The sequence below is a fragment of the Streptomyces sp. S.PNR 29 genome, assembly GCF_030386795.1.
In the GTDB taxonomy this organism is placed as follows: Bacteria; Actinomycetota; Actinomycetes; order Streptomycetales; family Streptomycetaceae; genus Streptomyces.
This window is the reverse complement of sequence record NZ_JANUQM010000001.1, coordinates 771,198-788,907: the sequence shown is the minus strand read 5'-3', so window position 1 is coordinate 788,907 and position 17,710 is coordinate 771,198. Positions and strand designations below refer to the sequence as shown.

Here is a 17,710-nt window from a genome sequence, read left to right as displayed (position 1 = left end):
CCTCGGCCGTCGTGGTGGACCAACTTTAGTTCTCACGGGGACTGTTGTGGCCGGAGTCGGTGGGCCACCAGTCCTGCGCGTCGTGGGTGAAGCCGAGTTCTGTCGCCCTGGCCGCGACCTCCCGGAACGGGCGGCGCACCCTGAGGGCGGCGGAGGCGATCTCGGCGAGGGTGATGTCGCTGCCGCGGCCCGGGTGGGGTGGGAGGGTGGCGGGGTCCTGGAAGGCGCGGACGAGGAGCTCGTCGTGGGCGGGGTGGTCGGGGACGTCCGCTCCGTACGCGTCCTCGAGGGCGGCCAGGGGGATGCCGGAGAGGGCGGCGGCGCGCAGGTGGACCGCCGTGATGACGGGGGTTTCTGGTTCGCGGGCAGCCGGACGGGCCGTGACGCCGAAGTCGGCGAGCACCGCCTGCAGCTCGGGGCTGGTCACTGGCCACAGCAGGACGTCGGCAGGCCTGACGGAACGTGTCCCGGACGGTGCGGCCGGGATGCTGAGGGAGGCCACCCTGTGGTGTGCCGGCGTGAGCACCACGTGCTGCTCGACGTGGGGAACGACGAAACCGAGCTCGGTCAGCCTCTTCGCCACGTCGTCCGGACTGGACCGGCTGAGTGCCGCCGCGAAGAGGAGCTGGCCGCGAGTGATCCGGTCGCCGTCCGACGCCGTGGCCGGGATCGCGTCACGATGACACATGACATCCCGCGCGAGCTCCAGATCCGCCTCGCGGACCGAACCCCGGTCGAGGAGTACGTCGAAGGCGCGCGGCGGCAGGACGTATCCCAGCTCCTGCAGACGGCGGGCCGCGGCGACGGGGTCGTCCTGCAGGTACAGATGGGCGAGAGGAATGCAGGCGCCGGGGACAAGGAAGTCGTGGGGGGACGGTTGTCCCCGGTAGGGACCGCCCGGCGGGGGCAGACTTCTGCGCACCGCGAGGAGAGGGAGATCGCCGACGGTTGCCTGGGCCAGAGGACCCAGATCGCCGACGCTGTAACCGAGTTCGGTCAGCCGGGCGGAGACCTGGGCGGGGGAGCGGCCCATACCGGCAGCTGTGACGAGCACCTCCCTCTGCTCGACCGTGGTGTGGGCCGGGCGCCACCGCGGCAGGAGACCTCGCAGCTGGGCCAGCGCGTGCAGGGCGCGGTCCTGTGCGGCAGCCGAGCCGAGGTGTGCGGGTGGCTCGGCACGCGCCTCGTGGATCTGCCTGGTCACCTCCTGGAGGCCGCGTCTCCAGGTTTGGCGGCCACCGACGCAGAGCAGCGCCAGGTCGGAGGGACGGGCCACCGACGCACGGGCCGCCGGCAGATCGCTGTGCAGGACCCGCAGCCGCCAGCGCAGGACGGGCTCCGGCATGCCGAGGACGAAAAGGGCCGCGACGCTGTCATGGGCGCCTTCGGGCCAGGGGAAGGTTCCGGTGACGGCCGGCAGGAGAAGCAGATCCGGCGGAAAGAAACCGGTCCTGCTCACGTCGAGCTTCCATGTGTAGCTCGTCCAGACGACCGCCCTCTCCGCCGCCCGGAGAGCGATCGCCTCGGCGAGTTCGGCGTCCTGCCTGAGCAGCCTGTCCAGCCAGGCGGGCGACAGCAGGCCGGGCGCGTCGATCAGGTCGTCCACAGCCGCCAGGCACCGGTCGTGGACCAGTCGCGCGTCGTAGGAACGGAGTTTCTTGCGGTCGACGGACAGGGTCGCCTGCTCGGAGCCCGAGAGATCGACCACGCGCCCGAACAGAGCGGTGTCGTTGGCGATCCCGTCCACCAGGACGGCGCCGCTGCCGTCCGTCCACCACACGCCGTCCTGTCGGCAGACCACCGCGTATGCGGGCTTGGCCGGTCCGCGTTGGGGTGTGCGGAATGGCTGTCGGCCGAGTTCCGAGGACCAGACGTACGGTGTGGCGTCATCGCTGGACTGGTACCCGGGCAGGGAGTGGCCTGGCACCCGCACGTGGCCCTCCGTCTCCCCGGCCTCACCCACCAACTCCCGCGCCGCCCACTCCAACTGGGCCTCGCGCCCCGGAGCCGACACCCGATACGGCGACACCCACAGGTACTTGCCCAGCTCCTCCCCACTGGACGGAATCGGCCGCTCCGGCACGCTGTGCAGCCGCACCCTGGTCCCCGCCTCCCGCCCGGGACCGAGGTCCTCGACCCGGAACAGGTTGCCGGGGCCGGCGATGGTCACCTTCAGCAGGTGACCGGGGCGCCCTTCGCGGTCCAGGCGGCAGGTCAGGACGGTGAGCTCGTCGGCGATCATGAAGTAGCTCAGGACACCCAGGCCGAAGCGGCTCACCGGGACCAGCTCGATCGGCGGGTCGAGCGAGGCCCACAGGGCGCCCTCCTCCAGGTACTCGGGGAGGTCCACGAAGCGGGAGCCGCCCTGCGCGAAGGCACGGCTCAGTTCCGCCACGCCCATGCCGATGCCGTTGTCGGCGCACTCCAGGTAGGGACGGCCGTCGTCGTCGACGCCCTCCGTGAAGACGACCTCGCCCCGCCAGTCGGGGACGGGGACGCCGGTGCGGCGCAGGTACTCCGTGCGGGCCTCGCGGTAGCGGAGGGCGTCCAGGGCGTTCTGGTACAGCTCGCGGATCGCGAGCGCCCGGTCGCCGTAGAGCTGTTCGCCCATGAGGAGTTCCTGGACCCGGTCGTCCGCGAGGCGGAACTTGATGCCGCTCGACAGTTCGGCGGGCGCCGCACCGCTCGGACGTACCTGCTGGGCGTCGGCGTAGGCGGGCAGGGAGGCGAGAGGGGCGAGGGAACTGCCCCTCTTGACCGACTCCTTGTTGATGTCGCGCAGCAGGATGTCCACCGTCTCGGCGTGGCGCTTGAGCGCCAGCTCGACGGCGGGGTGATCGCACAGCGCGCTGAGAGAGCGGCCCGCCCCCGAGGGCAGCCAGTGCGCCTGGTGCAAGGTGGCCCGAAGGTCGTCGAGACGGACGCTGTCGGAGATGCCGAGGTGCTCGACGAGGACTTCCGGCAGGTCGGCCGGGTCGATGGCCAGGGCGTGGGCCACCTTGAACAGGGCGGAGACCAGGTGGTCCCGGACCGCGTGTTCGTGCGGGGTGCTGGGGGCGACCTGCCGCTCCTCCTGGAGTGCGGTGCTTCGGGTGGTGCCGGGTACGGACGAGGGGGCGATGCGCTGTTCTTTGATGAAGGGCACAAGACGGTCGGCGGAAAGCTCCGCGACGGCCCAGGCGGGCGCCATGGCCCGCGGCTGCGGGGCGGCGGCGGGAAGGAACGCCGGGCCGAAGGCGTCCGGGTGCCGGACCAGCCAGCGGTGGTAGCCCCACCAGCGGATGTCGTCCAGGGCCCGCGACGGGTTCTGTTCCAGCGTGCGAAGGCGGCGGGCCAGACGGGGGAACGACGCGAGGAAACCGTCCAGCTCGGCGGTGGGAAGGATCTGGCCGACGGTCTGCCGTACCCAGTGGGTCTGGGCGGCGAAGGGCAGAAGGGCGAGCAGCGCGGCCTCCGTGGGAGACAGCTCGGTGCCCTCGGCCAGGCGCAGCAGCAGGAAGCCGACGCGCTCCGTGACGCGTTCGGCCAGGTTCCTGTCGTACCAGGGGTCGTTGGCGAGCTGTGGCTCGGCGTCCGCGCAGGCGCGGGCGTACCGGCTCGCCAGATGACCGCAGAGCGTCCTGAGGACCTCCACGCTCGCGGCCCGGGCCGGGGCGGTGAGGTTCCAGGCCGGATGGCTCGTGACCGTCTCGGCCCAGGTCCGCTCGGCACCGCTGAGGCCCACCGTGCTCTCCGGCGGGGGGAAGAGCACGAAGGTGTCGTGGTCCTCCTCGGTGAGGACGCGGACGTGCTGCGGTCTGCCGCGTTTCCCGTACGCCTCGTGCAGGGCGTCGACGCGTTCCTGAGCGGCCGGACGGAACTCGCCCAGGGTGCTGACCGGGCCGGCGAGCAGTTCGGTGACCGTCCGGGAGAACAGACTGAAGGTGTCCCCCGGCTCGGTCCCCACGTCGTGGCCGTTGCGGACCTCGTCGGTCTCCCGGACGTAACGCGCCGTCTCGGCCTGCGAGCAGGCGAAGACGTAGGCGACCTTGCGCCGCAGCGTCCTGGCGATCTTGCGGTCCGGCCACTTCGAGAGGCCCATCTCGTCGCCGCGGACGGCCTCCTGGAAGCCCTCACGGCAGGTGTCGACCAGGAAGACGACCTGGTCCGCGCGGCTGTTCTCCAGCTCGCCGCGCCAGTCGATCTCGACGCAGCCGCCGGTGAACGGGGACAGCTCCGGGCGGAAGTCCTCGGGGACCAGGTAGTCCTTCCCGCCGGAGTGCACTCCGTGACCGCTCAGCACGATGAGCAGCCGGTCGCCGGGCCCGGCCGCGGCCAGGAACGCCGTCACCTCGCCGTTGATCACGTTGGGTGAGAAGTAGGGCGACTGGGCCAGGTGGACCTTGTGGAAGCCGCGTGTCTTCAGCGCGGTCGTCATCCGGTCCAGGTCGTCCGGGACGAAGGGCAGCGGGCTGATACCCGGGGCTCCGTACTGGGAGACCCCGATGAGCAGTGCCTTGTAACGGGCCAATCCGGCACCGCTTTCAGGACGGCCGCTTGAAGACCAGCGTCAGCCCGCGGGTGCCCTGCATCTGACCGGTGCCGATGAGCTGGATGCCGCCGCTCGCGGTGACCTGGAAGGACAGCTGGGCCTCGGCGAGCGGGAGGGTGCCGCCGTGGGCCGAGGCGTCGGCGAACAGCTGCTGGAGGGCGTCGACGGTCTCCGCGAGGTTCTTGCGCAGGGGGCCGAGGGGGACGGAGCGCAGGGCCGGTTCGCCGTTGCCGCTGCCGAACAGGCCCATCGAGTCGTCGTCGCCCTCCTCGGTGACGGTGACCCAGAACGGCAGGCTCGGCTCCAGTGCCTCGTGGTCGTTCGTGTCGTGCATCTGCACTTCCCTCCCCGTGACGCAGATGGGCCAACCATAGGGCTCGTGGGGCGGCCGGGGGAGCGAAACCGCTGGATACGGCCGGGTGCGCTCAGTCCGCGAGCAGGTCCAGCTCCGACCGCAGGTTGTAGCGGGCGGTCGCCTCCCAGTGCTCCTCCCCGTAGGGCGTCCTGAACAGCCTTGGCAGGTCGAGGAGTTGGCGCAGGATCGCGGCGCGGCCCGCGCGGAAGGCGTCGCTGGGGACGAAGTGGTACTCCTCGCGGACGGCGGCGGTGTAGGCGGCGTACGCGGACGGGGGCGCGGCGAGGACCGCCAGGTCGGCGTCGCACAGGACCTGGCCGTCGCGGTCGTCGTCGGCCGGGTCGTGGCTGACGGTGAGCCGGACCAGCCGGGCCACCTCGGCGGTCTTCCCGTCCGGGACCCCGGCCTCGGGGAGGGCGCGTTCGGCGAGTCGGGCCGAGCGCTCCTCGTTCTCGGAGCGGTCGGGGAGGTAGACGGCGTCGTGGAACCAGGCGGCGAGGCGGACGACGTCCGGGTCGGCCGCGTGCTTCTCCAGGACGTCGATGTGGTCCAGGACCGCCGTGAGGTGGGTGAGCGTGTGGTAGCGGCGCTGCGGTTCCTGCCAGCGGGCGAGCAGGTTGTCGGCGTACGGGGCCGGGTCCGGGCCGCCGCCGGGGCCCCGGGCTCCTTCCAGCGCACGGGCGAAGCGGGCACGCAGGGCGTCGAGATCGGCCATGGGGTCATTCTCCCGCCGAGGGGCTGTGACCCCTAGCGTGGACACCATGACGACTCCTGCCGATGTGAACGAGGTACGGGACCCCGAGCTGCCCGGGCGGCTCCTGACCATCGAGCGTGACGCGCTGATTCCGCTGCTGCGGGGGAGGGCGGACGCGGACTTCGCGTTGCCGGTCGCCGCGTGTCCGGGGTGGACGGTACGGGATGTGCTCGCGCACTGCTCCTCCGCGCTGATGCGGGTGGTGGAAGGCCGGTTCGAGGAGGGTGTCTTCTCCCCCGAGTCCAACGACCGGGACATCGCCGAGCGCGCCGAGTGGACGAACGCCCAGGTCGTGGACGAGCTGGAGCGCGGGATGACCGAGGCCGGGCCGGCGATCGCCAAGGCGGGCGGGGTGCTGGACGGCGTCGCGCTGGGCGAGTGGGTGCACGCCGGTGACGTGCGCGAGGCCTTCGGGGAGCCGGGGGCGTACGCGGGTGACGGGCTGCCGGACGCGCTCGCGCTGCTCGCCTGGGTCACCCAGAGCCGGGGGCATGTGCCGCTGCACGCCGACCTCGACGACGTGGACGAGCCGGTACGGCTGGGGGAGGCGAGCGGTGAGCGGCCTCCGGGGCGTTTCATCGGCGACGCCCCGACACTCGTACGGCTGTACACGGGGCGGCCGGTCGCGGGGGCCGCTTATGAGCTGGTCGGGGTGGAGGCGGCGGAGCTGAACCTCTACGGGTGAGCGGCTCGGGCCGGGTGCGTGGGCGTAGGCTTGGATTGGACTAGACCTCTCGGTCGGACCCGCAGTGTCCAACCCAGCCGCCGACGAATGGGGCCCCATGAGCAAGCGTGCAGTCCTGGAGGTGATCGCCCTCGACGTCGAGGACGCGGTCGCCGCCCGGGCCGGAGGCGCGGACCGCCTCGAACTGGTCACCGACATGGCCGCCGACGGGCTCACCCCGCCGGCCCGGACCGTCGCCCGGATCCGCGGTGCCGTCGACATCCCGCTGCGGGTGATGCTGCGGACGGCGGACGGGTTCGCCGCCGGAGACGCCGCGGATGTCGAGCGGCTCGTGCGGGTGGCGGCGGAGTTGCGGCAGGCCGGGGCCGAGGAGTTCGTGCTCGGGTTCCTCGACGCGGAGGGGGACGTCGACCTGGGGGCCGTGGAGCGGGTCCTCGGGGTGCTGGACGGGTGCCGGTGGACCTTCCACCGGGCGATCGACCGCGCCGCCGACCGGCACGCCCTGCGCAAGCGGCTCGCCGGCCTGCCGGGCCTCGACACCTACCTGACGGCCGGCTCGGCGACCGGCGTCGACGACGGCCTCCCCACGCTGCTCGCCGAGGCGGAACGGCACGGGGAGCCCGGGTACGAGCAGCGGCTGCTGGTCGGCGGCGGGCTACGGCTGGAGCACGTGCCGGCGCTGATGGCCGCCGGGATCGACGGCTTCCACATCGGCGGCGCGGCTCGGCCGGGGGGCTGGGGCGGGCCCGTGTCGGCGGATGCGGTCGGAAAGTGGCGGGCTGCGCTGGACGCCGCTTGACCGGCGGCGGGCGCTGGGCTGAGGCGGGGCGTGCGCGCGACCCGGCCCTGCCAAGCGCCGCCCGCGCCCGCCTGTGCCGTCCGCGCCTGCCCGCGTCCGCCTCTGCCGTGCGCGTCTGCTCGTCCGCGCCTGCCCGTGCCCGCCTGCCCGTGCCCGCCTGTGCCGTGCGCGTCTGCCCGCGTCCGCCTGTGCCGTGCGCGTCTGCCCGTGCCGTCCCGGGCGGCACGCATGCCCGTGGCTGGGGTTCAGCCCAGCTGATGCGGCAACGGTGCCTTGTGCGTCACGATCAGGCCCGAGACCGCTCGGGTCAGGGCCACGTACAGGCGCCGCAGGCCGGTGCGTTCGTCCGGTTCGCCGTCGACCACCGCCTGCGGCTCGTCGAGGACCACGTAGTCGTACTCCAGGCCCTTGGCGAGCGAGGCCGGGACCAGGGTCAGGCGGGTCTGGCGGGTCGTCTCCTCGCCGGGCGCGAGGCAGGGCAGGCCGGAGGCCGCGAGCGCCTCGGTGAGCTCCGGGATCCGGGCGTCGGCGGCGATCAGGCCGACCGAACCCTCGCGGCGCAGCAACTCCTCGCAGGCGGCGGTCACGCCGGCGGTGGCGGAGACCTCGCGGATCTCGAAGAAGCCGGGGTTCTCACGGATCGAACGCACCGGTGTCAGGCCCGGCGCGATGTGCGGCAGCAGTCGCGAGGCGTACGCGATGACGTCCGTCGGCACGCGGAAACCGGCCGTCAGCTCCTCGATCACCGCGTCCTGCTTGCCCAGGTGGGCCAGCGCCTCCTGCCAGCTCCGCGTGGCCCAGGGCGTGGTGCCCTGCGCCAGGTCGCCGAGCACGGTCGCCGAGCCGGTGGTGCAGCGCCGGCCCACCGCCCGGTACTGCATCGGGGAGAGGTCCTGCGCCTCGTCGAGGACGACATGTCCGAGGGAGTGGGTGCGCTGGATCAGGTCCTGCGCCTCGTCGATCAGCACCGCGTCCGCCGGCGACCACTTGGCCGACTTCACCGACCGGGCCGGCTTCGCCCACACGATCGCCTTCTGCTCCTCCTCGGTGAGGACACCCTCGGCGTGCACGGCGAGGAAGTCCGGGTCCGTGAGCAGGCGCAGGACGAGCTTCGCCGGGTCGACCGGCGGCCAGATCGCCTTGACCGCCGCCTTCACCGCGCTGTTGCGGGCCACCGCGTCCTGCACCCGGTCGTCCGGTGCCTCGCCGGCCCGCTCCATCTGCACCAGCACGGCGTGCGCGATGCGCTGCGGAAGGGCCTCGCGGGCGGCGCCGTAACGAATGCCCCGGTCCAGCAACTCCCGGACGATGTCCTCCAGTTCGTACGCGGGCACCCGCCAGCGGCGCGAGCCGCGCACCACCACGACCGGCTCGGTCGGCATGGTCACGTGCGCGTGGACGGCCCTGCGCAGGACCTCCGCCATACGCGCGTCGCCCTTGACGGTCGCGGCCGTCGCGTCGTCGCTCCCGCGCACCTCGACATGGGCGACCAGGTCGTCCACGGTGGCCTGCTGGACCGTCAACTCGCCCAGTGCGGGGAGGACCTGCTCGATGTAGTGCAGGAAGGACCTGTTCGGCCCGATGACGAGGGTGCCGGTGCGGGCGAGGCGCTCGCGGTGGGCGTAGAGCAGGTACGCGACCCGGTGCAGGCCGACGGCGGTCTTCCCGGTCCCCGGCCCTCCCTGCACGCACACGGTGCCGCCGAGCCCGCTGCGCACGATCTCGTCCTGCTCCGGCTGGATGGTCGCCACGATGTCCCGCATCGGGCCGACGCGCGGGCGCTCGATCTCCTGCTGGAGCAGCTTGCTGGTGGCGGCGGCCTCCGCGGGGTCGGACAGGTGCTCGTCCTCGTACGCCGTGAGGTCGCCGCCCGTGTAGCCGAAGCGGCGGCGCAGCGCGATGTCCATCGGGTCCTTCTTGGACGCCCGGTAGAACGGCTGCGAGACCGGCGCACGCCAGTCGATGACCATCGGGTCGCCGTCGGCGTCGTGCACATGCCGCCGCCCAATATAGAAGCGCTCGCCTTCCGCTCCCTCCGCCTGCTCGGCGCCGACCGCGTGCAGGTAGTCGAGGCGGCCGAAGAACAGCGGGGTGTCGCTGAGGTCGGCCAGGGCCTTGATGCGTTCCCCGATCTGGCGTTCCAGGACCTGGGCGTTGACCCAGTTCGCGGTGACGTCGCTGATGTCGAGGGACTCGACGTCCTTCCGCATGGCCCGCAGGGCGGCGCGGGACGCGGCGAGATGGGAGCGCTCGCGGGAGAGTGGGTCGGCGGCGGGCGTGGACAAGGGGGTGCCTCCGGAGGGCCTGCTGAGGGGTGGCGGTGAGATGCCGGCCGGTTTCCGTCCGGTCGGCGGCACTCCGTGAGGGAGGCGGGCAAGAGCGGAGATTTTAGAGCAGCGGCAGAGACGACGGCCAACGGTTTTCTCACCCTCCTTCTCACCTCCTTCTCGCCCCCCTCTGCTCATCCCCTAGGGGGCGGAGGCCTCCTCCCTGGGGGGAACGGGTCACTCCGGAGGCGTACGTAGGCAGTACGGAGGTTCGGCCTTCAGGCCGATGCCGTCAGCGTGTCCGGAAATCCACCATGGACCCATGAGCGCAGCCATCATCTCCCCAGCCCCCGCACCGGGCCGGCCGTCAGGTGCCGCTGTCCTGCCCGGCAGCCACGCCCACCCCTTGGGCACCGCCCTGCGCGCCCTCAGGGTCTTCGCGGGCGCCGCCTTCGACGTGGTGATCCTCGGTGAGTACGCCGAGGAAGCGGGCGTCGTACGGCGGAAATAACCGGCCGGGTCACCGCGTGCATCGAGTACGACGACGCGCACCCGCTGAGTACGCGCACCGGTGTTCCGGCACCCGCCGGGCCGCTTCACTGTGCGCATGACGAGCACGACGGCAGACGAGATCACGCCACGCCCCGCCCCCTTCTGGACGGCGCCGGTCATCGCGACGGTGCTGCTGGCCGTGCTGTGGCCCGCCGCCCTGTTCTTCGGCGGCCTCTCCGCCATGGCCACCGACGCCTGCGGCCCCGACGACTGCTCCTCCGGGCTGATGACGTCGCTGTCCGTGATCTACGGGACGCTGTCCTACGGCGGCCTGTTCTCGGCCGCCGCCTACGTCGCCGCGTGGGCGCTGCCCCGGGAGCGCCGCTGGTCCGCCCTGCGCTCCTGGACCGCGATCGCCGCGCTGCTGCCCCCGGGGCTCGTGCTGCTCCTGGTGTTCACCCTCCCGGCGCCCTGAGCCCGCCCAGCCGCCCCGCTCAGCTCTCCGCCAGGATCTCGTCCGCGTCCACGATCCGGTACGCGTAGCCCTGTTCCGCCAGGAAGCGCTGGCGGTGGGCGGCGAAGTCCTGGTCGATGGTGTCGCGGGCGACGACCGAGTAGAAGTGGGCCTGGTGGCCGTCGGCCTTGGGGCGGAGCACCCGGCCGAGGCGCTGCGCCTCCTCCTGCCGTGATCCGAAGGTCCCCGAGACCTGGATGGCGACGGTCGCCTCCGGCAGGTCGATGGAGAAGTTCGCGACCTTCGACACCACCAGCACGCTGATCTCGCCCTCCCGGAAGGCGTCGAACAGCTTCTCCCGCTGTGCGTTCGACGTCTCGCCCTTGATCACGGGCGCGTTCAGATGCTCACCCAGCTCGTCCAGCTGGTCGATGTACTGCCCGATGACGAGGATCTGCTGCCCGGCGAACCGCCGCACGATCGCCTCCGTCACCTTCCGCTTCGTCTCGGTCGTCGCGCAGAAGCGGTACTTCTCCTCCGTCTCGGCGGTGGCGTACGCCAGCCGCTCGGAGTCGGTGAGGTTGACCCGGACCTCCACGCAGTCGGCGGGCGCGATGTAGCCCTGCGCCTCGATCTCCTTCCACGGCGCGTCGAAACGCTTGGGGCCGATGAGGGAGAACACGTCCGACTCGCGGCCGTCCTCCCGCACCAGGGTCGCGGTCAGCCCCAGCCGACGCCGGGCCTGCAGGTCCGCCGTGAACTTGAAGACCGGCGCGGGCAGCAGATGCACCTCGTCGTAGACGATCAGCCCCCAGTCCCGGGAGTCGAACAGCTCCAGGTGCGGGTAGACGCCCTTCCGCTTCGTCGTCAGCACCTGGTACGTGGCGATGGTGACGGGCCGGATCTCCTTCCTCGTCCCGCTGTACTCGCCGATCTCGTCCTCCGTCAGCGAGGTCCGCCGCACCAGCTCGTGCTTCCACTGCCGGGCCGAGACGGTGTTCGTGACCAGGATCAGGGTGGTCGACTTCGCCTGCGCCATCGACCCGGCGCCGACCAGCGTCTTGCCCGCGCCGCAGGGCAGGACGACCACACCGGACCCGCCGTGCCAGAAGTTCTCCACGGCCTGCTTCTGGTAGGGCCTGAGCGCCCAGCCGTCCTCGGCCAGCTCGATCGGGTGCGCCTCGCCGTCGACGTACCCGGCGAGGTCCTCGGCGGGCCAGCCCAGCTTCAGCAGCACCTGCTTGATCTGCCCGCGCTCCGAGGGGTGCACGGCGACGGTGTCGGGGTCGATGCGGGCGCCGACCAGCGGCGCGATCCGCTTCGACTTCAGGACCTCCTCCAGCACCGGCCGGTCGGTGGTGGAAAGGACCAGCCCGTGCGCCGGGTGCTTGGTCAGGGTGAGGCGCCCGTAGCGGTCCATCGTCTCGGCGACGTCCACGAGCAGCGCGTGCGGCACGGGGTAGCGGCTGTACTGCACCAGCGCGTCCACGACCTGCTCGGCGTCATGGCCGGCCGCCCGCGCGTTCCACAGGCCGAGCGGTGTCACGCGGTAGGTGTGGATGTGCTCCGGCGCACGCTCCAGCTCGGCGAAGGGGGCGATGGCCCGACGGCAGTCGTCGGCCCGCTCGTGGTCGACTTCCAGGAGCAGGGTCTTGTCGGACTGGACGATCAGTGGACCATTCACGCGGGCACCCTTTCGTACGGCCTGACGGTTCGGCCAAACGTCCAGTGTGCCTGATCGTTTTCGCAGCTGGGGCGGTGTACGCGTCCGGTCCTACAGAATGTCTATTCATTCCTGTGGGTGGCATGGATTGAGCTGTTCGGCGGTGCCTTCCGAAGAATGGCGCGCGTGCAGCCCTCCACGCCTTCGCCGTCCCCGCCGACCGCCATGCTCGGGTACTCCCTGTTCGCGACCCGCTGGCTCCAGGCGCCCCTCTACTTCGGCCTGGTCGCCGTCCAGGGGGTCTACGTCTACAAGTTCTTCAACGAGCTGTGGACCTTGATCCTCCGGTGCGTGACCGGGCGGGCCACCGAGACGTACGTGATGCTCTCGGTGCTGAAGCTGGTCGACGTCGTCATGATCGCCAACCTGCTGATCATGGTGATCGTCGGCGGCTACGAGACCTTCGTCTCGCGCATCGACCTGCACGGCCACCGCGACCAGCCGGAGTGGCTCTCGCACGTCAACCCCAACGTGCTGAAGGTGAAGCTGGCCACCGCCATCGTGGGCATCTCCTCCGTCCACCTGCTCCAGATGTTCGTGAACGTCGATCACACCGCGCACCACTCCCTGCTGTGGGGCACGGTGATCCACATGGCCTTCATCGGATCGGCGGCGATCCTGGCCTACATGTCGGGGCCGATGCTCGCGCAGGCCGAGCAGACACACAGGGCCGGACAGGCGGAGCACGCCCACAAGGAGCAGGCCCACCAGGAGGCTCCGGCGCACCGGACCGACCCCGGCCCCCGGGCGCACGCCACCGTGCCGGTCCCCGCCCAGGCGGCCCCGCCCACCGCCGACGCGGGCGCCGAGGCCCGCGTCCGGGCCGCCGGGTTCCCCGCGCGGAAGCTGCTGGAGGACTTCGACGAGGCGCACCCCCGGTCCTTCGACCGGGAGACCCTGGCCCGGCTCGGCAAGCTGGACTTCGTCGCGGCCCGGCGGAACGTCGTGTTCGTCGGCCCGCCCGGCACCGGCAAGACCCATCTGGCCGTCGGTCTCGGGGTGCGCGCCTGCCAGGTGGGCCACCGGGTGCTGTTCGCGACCGCCGGCGAGTGGGCGGCCCGGCTGGCCGGCGCCCGGAACGCCGGCCGGCTCGCCGCGGAACTGACCGGCCTCGACGGCTACCCGCTGCTGATCGTGGACGAGGTCGGCTACACGCCCTTCGACGCCGAGACCTCCGCCCTCTTCTTCCAGCTGGTCGCCCACCGCTACGAGCGGGGCGCGCTGATCGTGACCGGCGACCGCCCGCTCGGCCGCTGGCACGAGATCTTCGGCGGCCCGTCCGCACCGGCCATGGTGGACCGCCTGGCCCACCACGCCGAGGTCGTACGGCTCGAAGGGGAGAGCTACCGGACACGCCGCGCTACTTCCCCGTGGGCAGACTGACGTTGTTGACCAGCGGCCCTTCGACGCTCACGCCCTCGGTGACCAGGGACTCCGGTCCGGCCGCCGGGACCGGCAGCGGCGCAGGGGCCGCGGCGGCCACGGGGGCGAGCGCGGCGACGAGCGCGGCGGCGGAGATCAGGGTGCCGACGGAGGCGGCGACGACGGCGGAGCGGGTACGGACGGGAAGTTCGGGACGCATGGGGCTTCCGGGCCTTTCGCATGCACTCGGACGGTGACAGGGCGGGCCGGACCCAGGAGGGGCTGGGACCGGCCCGGCGGACGAGATTCGAACGCGTCAGACCTGCGGGGTCTCGACGACGAGCCCGGCGACATCGACACTGACCGCCGATGCCTCCGCGGCGAACCCGCCGAGCAACAGGGCGGTGGTGGCCAGAACGGCGGCCACACGACGGACGGCACGCATGGGACTTCCTTTCTGTCGCGCGCGAACGAGCTCGCCCCACAGGGGAGTTGAGCACGCTCAGGACACCGGGTGGCTGCCCTGCGGTTCGCGGCGCGATGCGGAACGGCCCGGAAGGTCATTCGAGAGGGGGAAAGGCCCGGCGTGTCGTGCATGACGCCCAGCGTTGACCCGGACGGGTGAGGTCAGGTCGCGTCGTCGGCGAGCTCGGCGACCCCGGTGATCCGGTGCAGCGGATACGTGCGCACCTCGTCCGCGGTGTGGTCGTACGCCGTGACGAAGCCGCCCTCCACCCGGATCGGGGCGATCACGCGCTGACTGGCGGCGCCCTCGGCGTTGACGTAGCCGATCCACAGGGCCTCGCCGGTCAGCACGGCGGCCTGCATGGTGGCGAGGGTCTCCGCGGAGCTGGTGCGGGGCAGGTCGCCGCCCGCGGCCGGGGCGCCGGCGCCGGGCTTGCGCGGGGCGGTGGAGGCCAGGTCACCGGCCCGGATGGCGCGGAGCGCGGCCGTGAGGAGCGTGTCGTCGGGAACCGGCGGACCGTCCGGGACCGGCTCCGGGGGCGTACGCGGCGGCGTGCGGTGGGCGTGGGCGCGGGTGATCAGCACATCGCCCTCGGCGGACTCGGCGGCCGGTGCGAACCCCATCGCGCGCAGACCCTCCAGCAGCGCGGCCGGGTCGGCCTGCGCGGCCAGCACGGTCGGCGCGAGGCGGCGCAGCCCGAGGTTCGCGGCGCGCTTGTCGGCGAGGATCTCGTTGAGCATCGCGTCGTCGTCGCAGCGCACGTACGCCGAGGCCGCGCCCACCCGCAGATGCCCGTGCCTGCGCGCCACGTCGTCGATGAGGTACGTCAGCGGCTGCGGCACCGGCGTGCGGGAGTGCGCGGCGAGGAAGGCGTGCAGGTCGGCGGCGGCCCGCCCGGCGTCCAGCGCGCGCCGCACCGAGCCGGGCGTGAACCGGTACACCGTCGCCCCGCCCTTGGACTCCACGTCCGCGAGCACCCCCAGCACGTCCGCGAGCGGCCGCTGCAACGGGCCGGGAGCCACCGCCGTCAGATCGGCCTGGAGCAGGACGTGGTCCAGCGGTTCGGGCAGCAGCGGCGCGAGCAGGCGGGCCGCGGCGGCGGAGGCGACGGCCTGCTCGGCAGGGGGCAGGGGCGCGCGGGGAGCGGGCGTGCGGTGGTGCACGGGGAGCCGGTCACCGGGGCCCTGGGGATCCACCTGGGCCGCGTGGGTCACGTGCGCCCCCAGCAGCGCCCGCCCGTGCGCCGACAGCGCGCCGCGCCCCGTCACGCCCAGCAGCTCCGCCTCGCTCAGCGTCCACCGGGCGAGCCGGCTCCGCAGGTCGTCGTCCTGCTGCTGCGCCCCGCGCAACGGCCGCTCCCAGCGCAACCGCGCCAGCACCGACTCGGCGGACGGCGCCGCGCCCTCCGGGAGCCCGGCCAGCAGCGTCAGCACCCGGTGCCGCACCTCCGGCGCGGCCGACCGGTCGAGCCCCGGCCCCAGCGCCGACAACGTACGGTCCTTGGCGTCCCGCCCGCCGACCAGCCCGGACGTCCGGGTCGCCGTCAGCCAGGTCTCGGCGAGCCGCGCCCAGCGCTCGGCGGGCGGCAGCCGGAGCCACTCGTCGTACGCCGGGGTCGCCGCGTACCGCTCGTCCGCCTCCCCGTCGGAGGCCAGCAGACCCGCACCGTAGGCGAGTTCGACCCAGAACGCGGCGACCGGCTCGGGCACGTCGAGCGCGACGGCGGTCCGCTTCAGGTCCCGCACGCTCAGCCCACCGGCCCGCAGCACCGCCGGGCCGCCCTCGTCCCAGTCCTTCAGCAGCTCCTCGACGGTCGCCAGCGCGGTCTGCGCCTGCCCGGCCGCCGTGCCGTCCACAACCTGTGGACGGTGCGTCGCGGCGGCCTCGACGGGCGGCGGCACCGGCTCCGGCGTCCGGTGCGCCCGCCCCGCGCGCAGATGCAGGGCCACCTCGCGGGGCAGGACGACCGTGCCGGGCGCGGTCGGCAGCAGCAGCCCACGGTCCAGGAGCCAGCGCAGACGGGGTGCGGGCTCGGCGGTGACCTGGCCGTAGGGCGGCCCCCAGACGAGACGGGAGAGGACCTCCCGCGACTCCTCCGGGGCGCCGGCCAGCAGCGCGGCCATCCGGGCGCGGTCCCGGAACAGGCCGGTGAGGGCGGTCACGGCGGACACCGAGTCGTGCGTCGAGGGAAGTCCGGCGGCGGTGAGGATCTCCTGGATGCGGCCCGGCGACATACCCGCGGTGGCCTCCTGCACGGTGGGCCCGAGGCCGGTCGGGGACGGATGCTGCGGCGAGGGCGCGAGCAGCTCACGGGCCGTGCGGACGAGCCGCAGCCGGTCGTCGTCGCCCCACACCAGGGCCTGTTCGCGCAGGGTGCCGAGGGCACGGGGGAAGGCCGCCGTGACGGCCGGATCGCCCGCGTCGCCGGCCATGAGCCCGAGCAGCTCCTCGTACGTCGCCGGATCCGCCGCCACGGCCAGCGCCTCCGCCGTCTGCAGCGCGAAGCGGTCCAGCCGCTCCAGGGCGCGGACGACCGAGGCGCGGGTGCCGGCGCGGGTCGCGAGCTGGGTGATGTCGGAGGGGACCGGGGTGATGAGGTCGGGGCGGCTGCGCAGAAGGACGGCCAGGGAGGCGTCATCCCTCGCGCGGAGCGCTTCGGCGAGGGAACGGGGGGCTGCCGACTTCTCCTCGGTGCTCATCCGGTCAACGTTAGCGGGTTGCCTCCGGCGGCCGGGCCGACTGTGCGTGGGGGAGTGTTCCCGGAACACGCGGTACCGTCGACCAACGGCGTTTTCAACGGGCTGCCCCCGGAGGGCTTCGTGGGGATCGAGAGCGACCAGGTCGTCTACGAGTATCTGAGCCGCGTCGGTGACGTGGCGCAGCAGCGGCAGTTGCCGTCGTCGGCCCGTATGCGTCTGGTGTCCGAGCTGCGCAACGAGATCGACCGGCGCCGTGCCAAGGCCCCCGTCGACAGCCCCGCCGCCGTCCGCCGCATCATCGCCCGCCTCGGCAGTCCCGACGAGGTGGTCGCCGCCGCGGGCGACGGCACCGACGGTGCCCCCCAGGCGCCGGACGCCTCCGTGCCCGTACAGCGGGAGCCGGACGGGAAGGACCGGCGGGGAGGCCTGCGCCGCGTCGTACCGCGTCCGCGCCCCGCCGCCCCGCCCTCCGCCGCCCCCTCCGACGTCCCGTCCCCGCCGCACCTCGCGAGTGCGCAGGAGCTCGGGAGGAGTGCGACGCAGCCGGACTGGTGGCGGGTGGAGGGCAGTCCCTTCGGGGGTGACGACGGCGTGCCGGGGTTCGTGGGCGGTGTGGAGATCCCGGAGCTGCTCAAGCCCCCGCCGCCGAAGGAGAAGGAGGCGGAGAAGGAGGCGGGCAAGCCGGTCGCCGGGGAGCCCGCGCCGGTCACGGAGAAGGCCGAGGAGGCCGAGGTGGCCGCCCCCCGCCGCCGCCTGCCCCGCCTGCGCCCCGACGGCGGCCGGCACAACCCCCTCCTGCTGCTCGCCGCCGCGCTGCTGGTCGCGGGCGCCGTGGCCGGCAACCTCGTTCCGCTGGGCCTGGGCTGGCTCATCGCCTACCTCTCCCGCCGTCTGACGCCGGCCGAGGCGAAGTGGGCGGTGCTGGGGCTGCCCGGTGCGGTCGCCGCGGCCGGGATCGTCTGGCTGTGGGGCCGTGTGGACGGCCGCTGGGGCGACCCCATCGCCCAGGGGCACATGAACGACGCCGTCGCCGAGACATGGCCGTGGGTGCTGCGGGGCGCGGCCGTCGCGTCGGCGCTGTTCCTGGTCTGGCGGGCCCGTCGCCCCCGTGGCTGACGGGCGT

General features: G+C 73.2%; 14 protein-coding genes. 6 read left to right on the top strand and 8 right to left on the bottom strand.

The genetic code is table 11. The features are described 5' to 3' along the window. Positions 1 to 25 precede the first annotated feature (25 nt). The 3 genes from NW895_RS03835 to NW895_RS03825 all read right to left on the bottom strand — a co-directional run bounded on the left by NW895_RS03835 (position 26) and on the right by NW895_RS03825 (position 5,601). A complete protein-coding gene (locus tag NW895_RS03835) occupies positions 26 to 4,510 on the bottom strand; it encodes a hypothetical protein (RefSeq protein WP_289933676.1) in 4,485 nt (1,494 codons plus the stop codon). A gap of 13 nt (positions 4,511 to 4,523) precedes the next feature. Beyond that, positions 4,524 to 4,865, bottom strand: coding sequence for a hypothetical protein (locus NW895_RS03830; RefSeq protein ID WP_289933675.1), 342 nt, complete (start codon positions 4,863 to 4,865; stop codon positions 4,524 to 4,526). A gap of 91 nt (positions 4,866 to 4,956) precedes the next feature. After that, positions 4,957 to 5,601, bottom strand: coding sequence for a hypothetical protein (locus NW895_RS03825; protein WP_289933674.1), 645 nt, complete (start codon positions 5,599 to 5,601; stop codon positions 4,957 to 4,959). A gap of 46 nt (positions 5,602 to 5,647) precedes the next feature. Here NW895_RS03825 and NW895_RS03820 point away from each other — a divergent pair, with 46 nt between their 5' ends. Both NW895_RS03820 and NW895_RS03815 read left to right on the top strand, forming a co-directional pair. Next, positions 5,648 to 6,325, top strand: coding sequence for a maleylpyruvate isomerase family mycothiol-dependent enzyme (locus tag NW895_RS03820; RefSeq protein WP_289933673.1), 678 nt, complete (start codon positions 5,648 to 5,650; stop codon positions 6,323 to 6,325). 97 nt (positions 6,326 to 6,422) lie between these two features. After that, positions 6,423 to 7,124, top strand: coding sequence for a copper homeostasis protein CutC (locus NW895_RS03815; protein ID WP_289933671.1), 702 nt, complete (start codon positions 6,423 to 6,425; stop codon positions 7,122 to 7,124). 245 nt (positions 7,125 to 7,369) lie between these two features. On the opposite strand, the gene NW895_RS03810 is transcribed toward NW895_RS03815, so the two are convergent. Next, positions 7,370 to 9,334, bottom strand: a complete 1,965-nt coding sequence (locus tag NW895_RS03810) for a UvrD-helicase domain-containing protein (RefSeq protein ID WP_289933952.1) — start codon at positions 9,332 to 9,334, stop codon at positions 7,370 to 7,372. Between the two features lie 379 nt (positions 9,335 to 9,713). Between NW895_RS03810 and NW895_RS03805 the strand changes: the two genes are divergently transcribed. Then, complete coding sequence (locus NW895_RS03805) at positions 9,714 to 9,902, top strand: hypothetical protein (protein WP_289933669.1); 189 nt, start codon at positions 9,714 to 9,716, stop codon at positions 9,900 to 9,902. Between the two features lie 96 nt (positions 9,903 to 9,998). Continuing rightward, complete coding sequence (locus tag NW895_RS03800; protein WP_289933668.1) at positions 9,999 to 10,358, top strand: hypothetical protein; 360 nt, start codon at positions 9,999 to 10,001, stop codon at positions 10,356 to 10,358. 19 nt (positions 10,359 to 10,377) lie between these two features. Here NW895_RS03800 and NW895_RS03795 read toward each other — a convergent pair whose 3' ends face one another. Then, a complete protein-coding gene (locus NW895_RS03795) occupies positions 10,378 to 12,021 on the bottom strand; it encodes a DNA repair helicase XPB (protein WP_289933667.1) in 1,644 nt (547 codons plus the stop codon). Between the two features lie 156 nt (positions 12,022 to 12,177). Between NW895_RS03795 and istB the strand changes: the two genes are divergently transcribed. Continuing rightward, positions 12,178 to 13,443 (top strand): IS21-like element helper ATPase IstB, encoded by a 1,266-nt coding sequence (gene istB, locus NW895_RS03790; RefSeq protein ID WP_289933666.1) that lies wholly within the window; start codon positions 12,178 to 12,180, stop codon positions 13,441 to 13,443. Here the strand turns inward: istB and NW895_RS03785 are convergent. From NW895_RS03785 to NW895_RS03775, 3 genes are all read right to left on the bottom strand, one after another. After that, positions 13,421 to 13,642, bottom strand: coding sequence for a hypothetical protein (locus tag NW895_RS03785; protein WP_289933664.1), 222 nt, complete (start codon positions 13,640 to 13,642; stop codon positions 13,421 to 13,423). The two genes, istB and NW895_RS03785, sit on opposite strands and share 23 nt — an antisense overlap. Positions 13,643 to 13,738: 96 nt before the next feature. After that, positions 13,739 to 13,867, bottom strand: a complete 129-nt coding sequence (locus tag NW895_RS03780; RefSeq protein ID WP_289933663.1) for a hypothetical protein — start codon at positions 13,865 to 13,867, stop codon at positions 13,739 to 13,741. 182 nt (positions 13,868 to 14,049) lie between these two features. Next, a complete protein-coding gene (locus NW895_RS03775; protein ID WP_289933662.1) occupies positions 14,050 to 16,587 on the bottom strand; it encodes a helicase C-terminal domain-containing protein in 2,538 nt (845 codons plus the stop codon). A 120-nt stretch (positions 16,588 to 16,707) separates the two neighbouring features. Here NW895_RS03775 and NW895_RS03770 point away from each other — a divergent pair, with 120 nt between their 5' ends. After that, positions 16,708 to 17,703 (top strand): hypothetical protein, encoded by a 996-nt coding sequence (locus tag NW895_RS03770; RefSeq protein WP_289933661.1) that lies wholly within the window; start codon positions 16,708 to 16,710, stop codon positions 17,701 to 17,703. The last annotated feature ends 7 nt before the right edge of the window (positions 17,704 to 17,710 follow it).

Bases quoted from the DNA above. Each gene is read 5' to 3' on its own strand.
- NW895_RS03830 (WP_289933675.1), bottom strand. From the start codon at position 4,865: ATGCACGACACGAACGACCACGAGGCACTGGAGCCGAGCCTGCCGTTC.
- NW895_RS03825 (WP_289933674.1), bottom strand. From the start codon at position 5,601: ATGGCCGATCTCGACGCCCTGCGTGCCCGCTTCGCCCGTGCGCTGGAA.
- NW895_RS03820 (WP_289933673.1), top strand. From the start codon at position 5,648: ATGACGACTCCTGCCGATGTGAACGAGGTACGGGACCCCGAGCTGCCC.
- NW895_RS03815 (WP_289933671.1), top strand. From the start codon at position 6,423: ATGAGCAAGCGTGCAGTCCTGGAGGTGATCGCCCTCGACGTCGAGGAC.
- NW895_RS03810 (WP_289933952.1), bottom strand. From the start codon at position 9,334: ATGCGGAAGGACGTCGAGTCCCTCGACATCAGCGACGTCACCGCGAAC.
- NW895_RS03805 (WP_289933669.1), top strand. From the start codon at position 9,714: ATGAGCGCAGCCATCATCTCCCCAGCCCCCGCACCGGGCCGGCCGTCA.
- NW895_RS03800 (WP_289933668.1), top strand. From the start codon at position 9,999: ATGACGAGCACGACGGCAGACGAGATCACGCCACGCCCCGCCCCCTTC.
- istB (WP_289933666.1), top strand. From the start codon at position 12,178: ATGGCGCGCGTGCAGCCCTCCACGCCTTCGCCGTCCCCGCCGACCGCC.
- NW895_RS03785 (WP_289933664.1), bottom strand. From the start codon at position 13,642: ATGCGTCCCGAACTTCCCGTCCGTACCCGCTCCGCCGTCGTCGCCGCC.
- NW895_RS03780 (WP_289933663.1), bottom strand. From the start codon at position 13,867: ATGCGTGCCGTCCGTCGTGTGGCCGCCGTTCTGGCCACCACCGCCCTG.
- NW895_RS03775 (WP_289933662.1), bottom strand. From the start codon at position 16,587: ATGAGCACCGAGGAGAAGTCGGCAGCCCCCCGTTCCCTCGCCGAAGCG.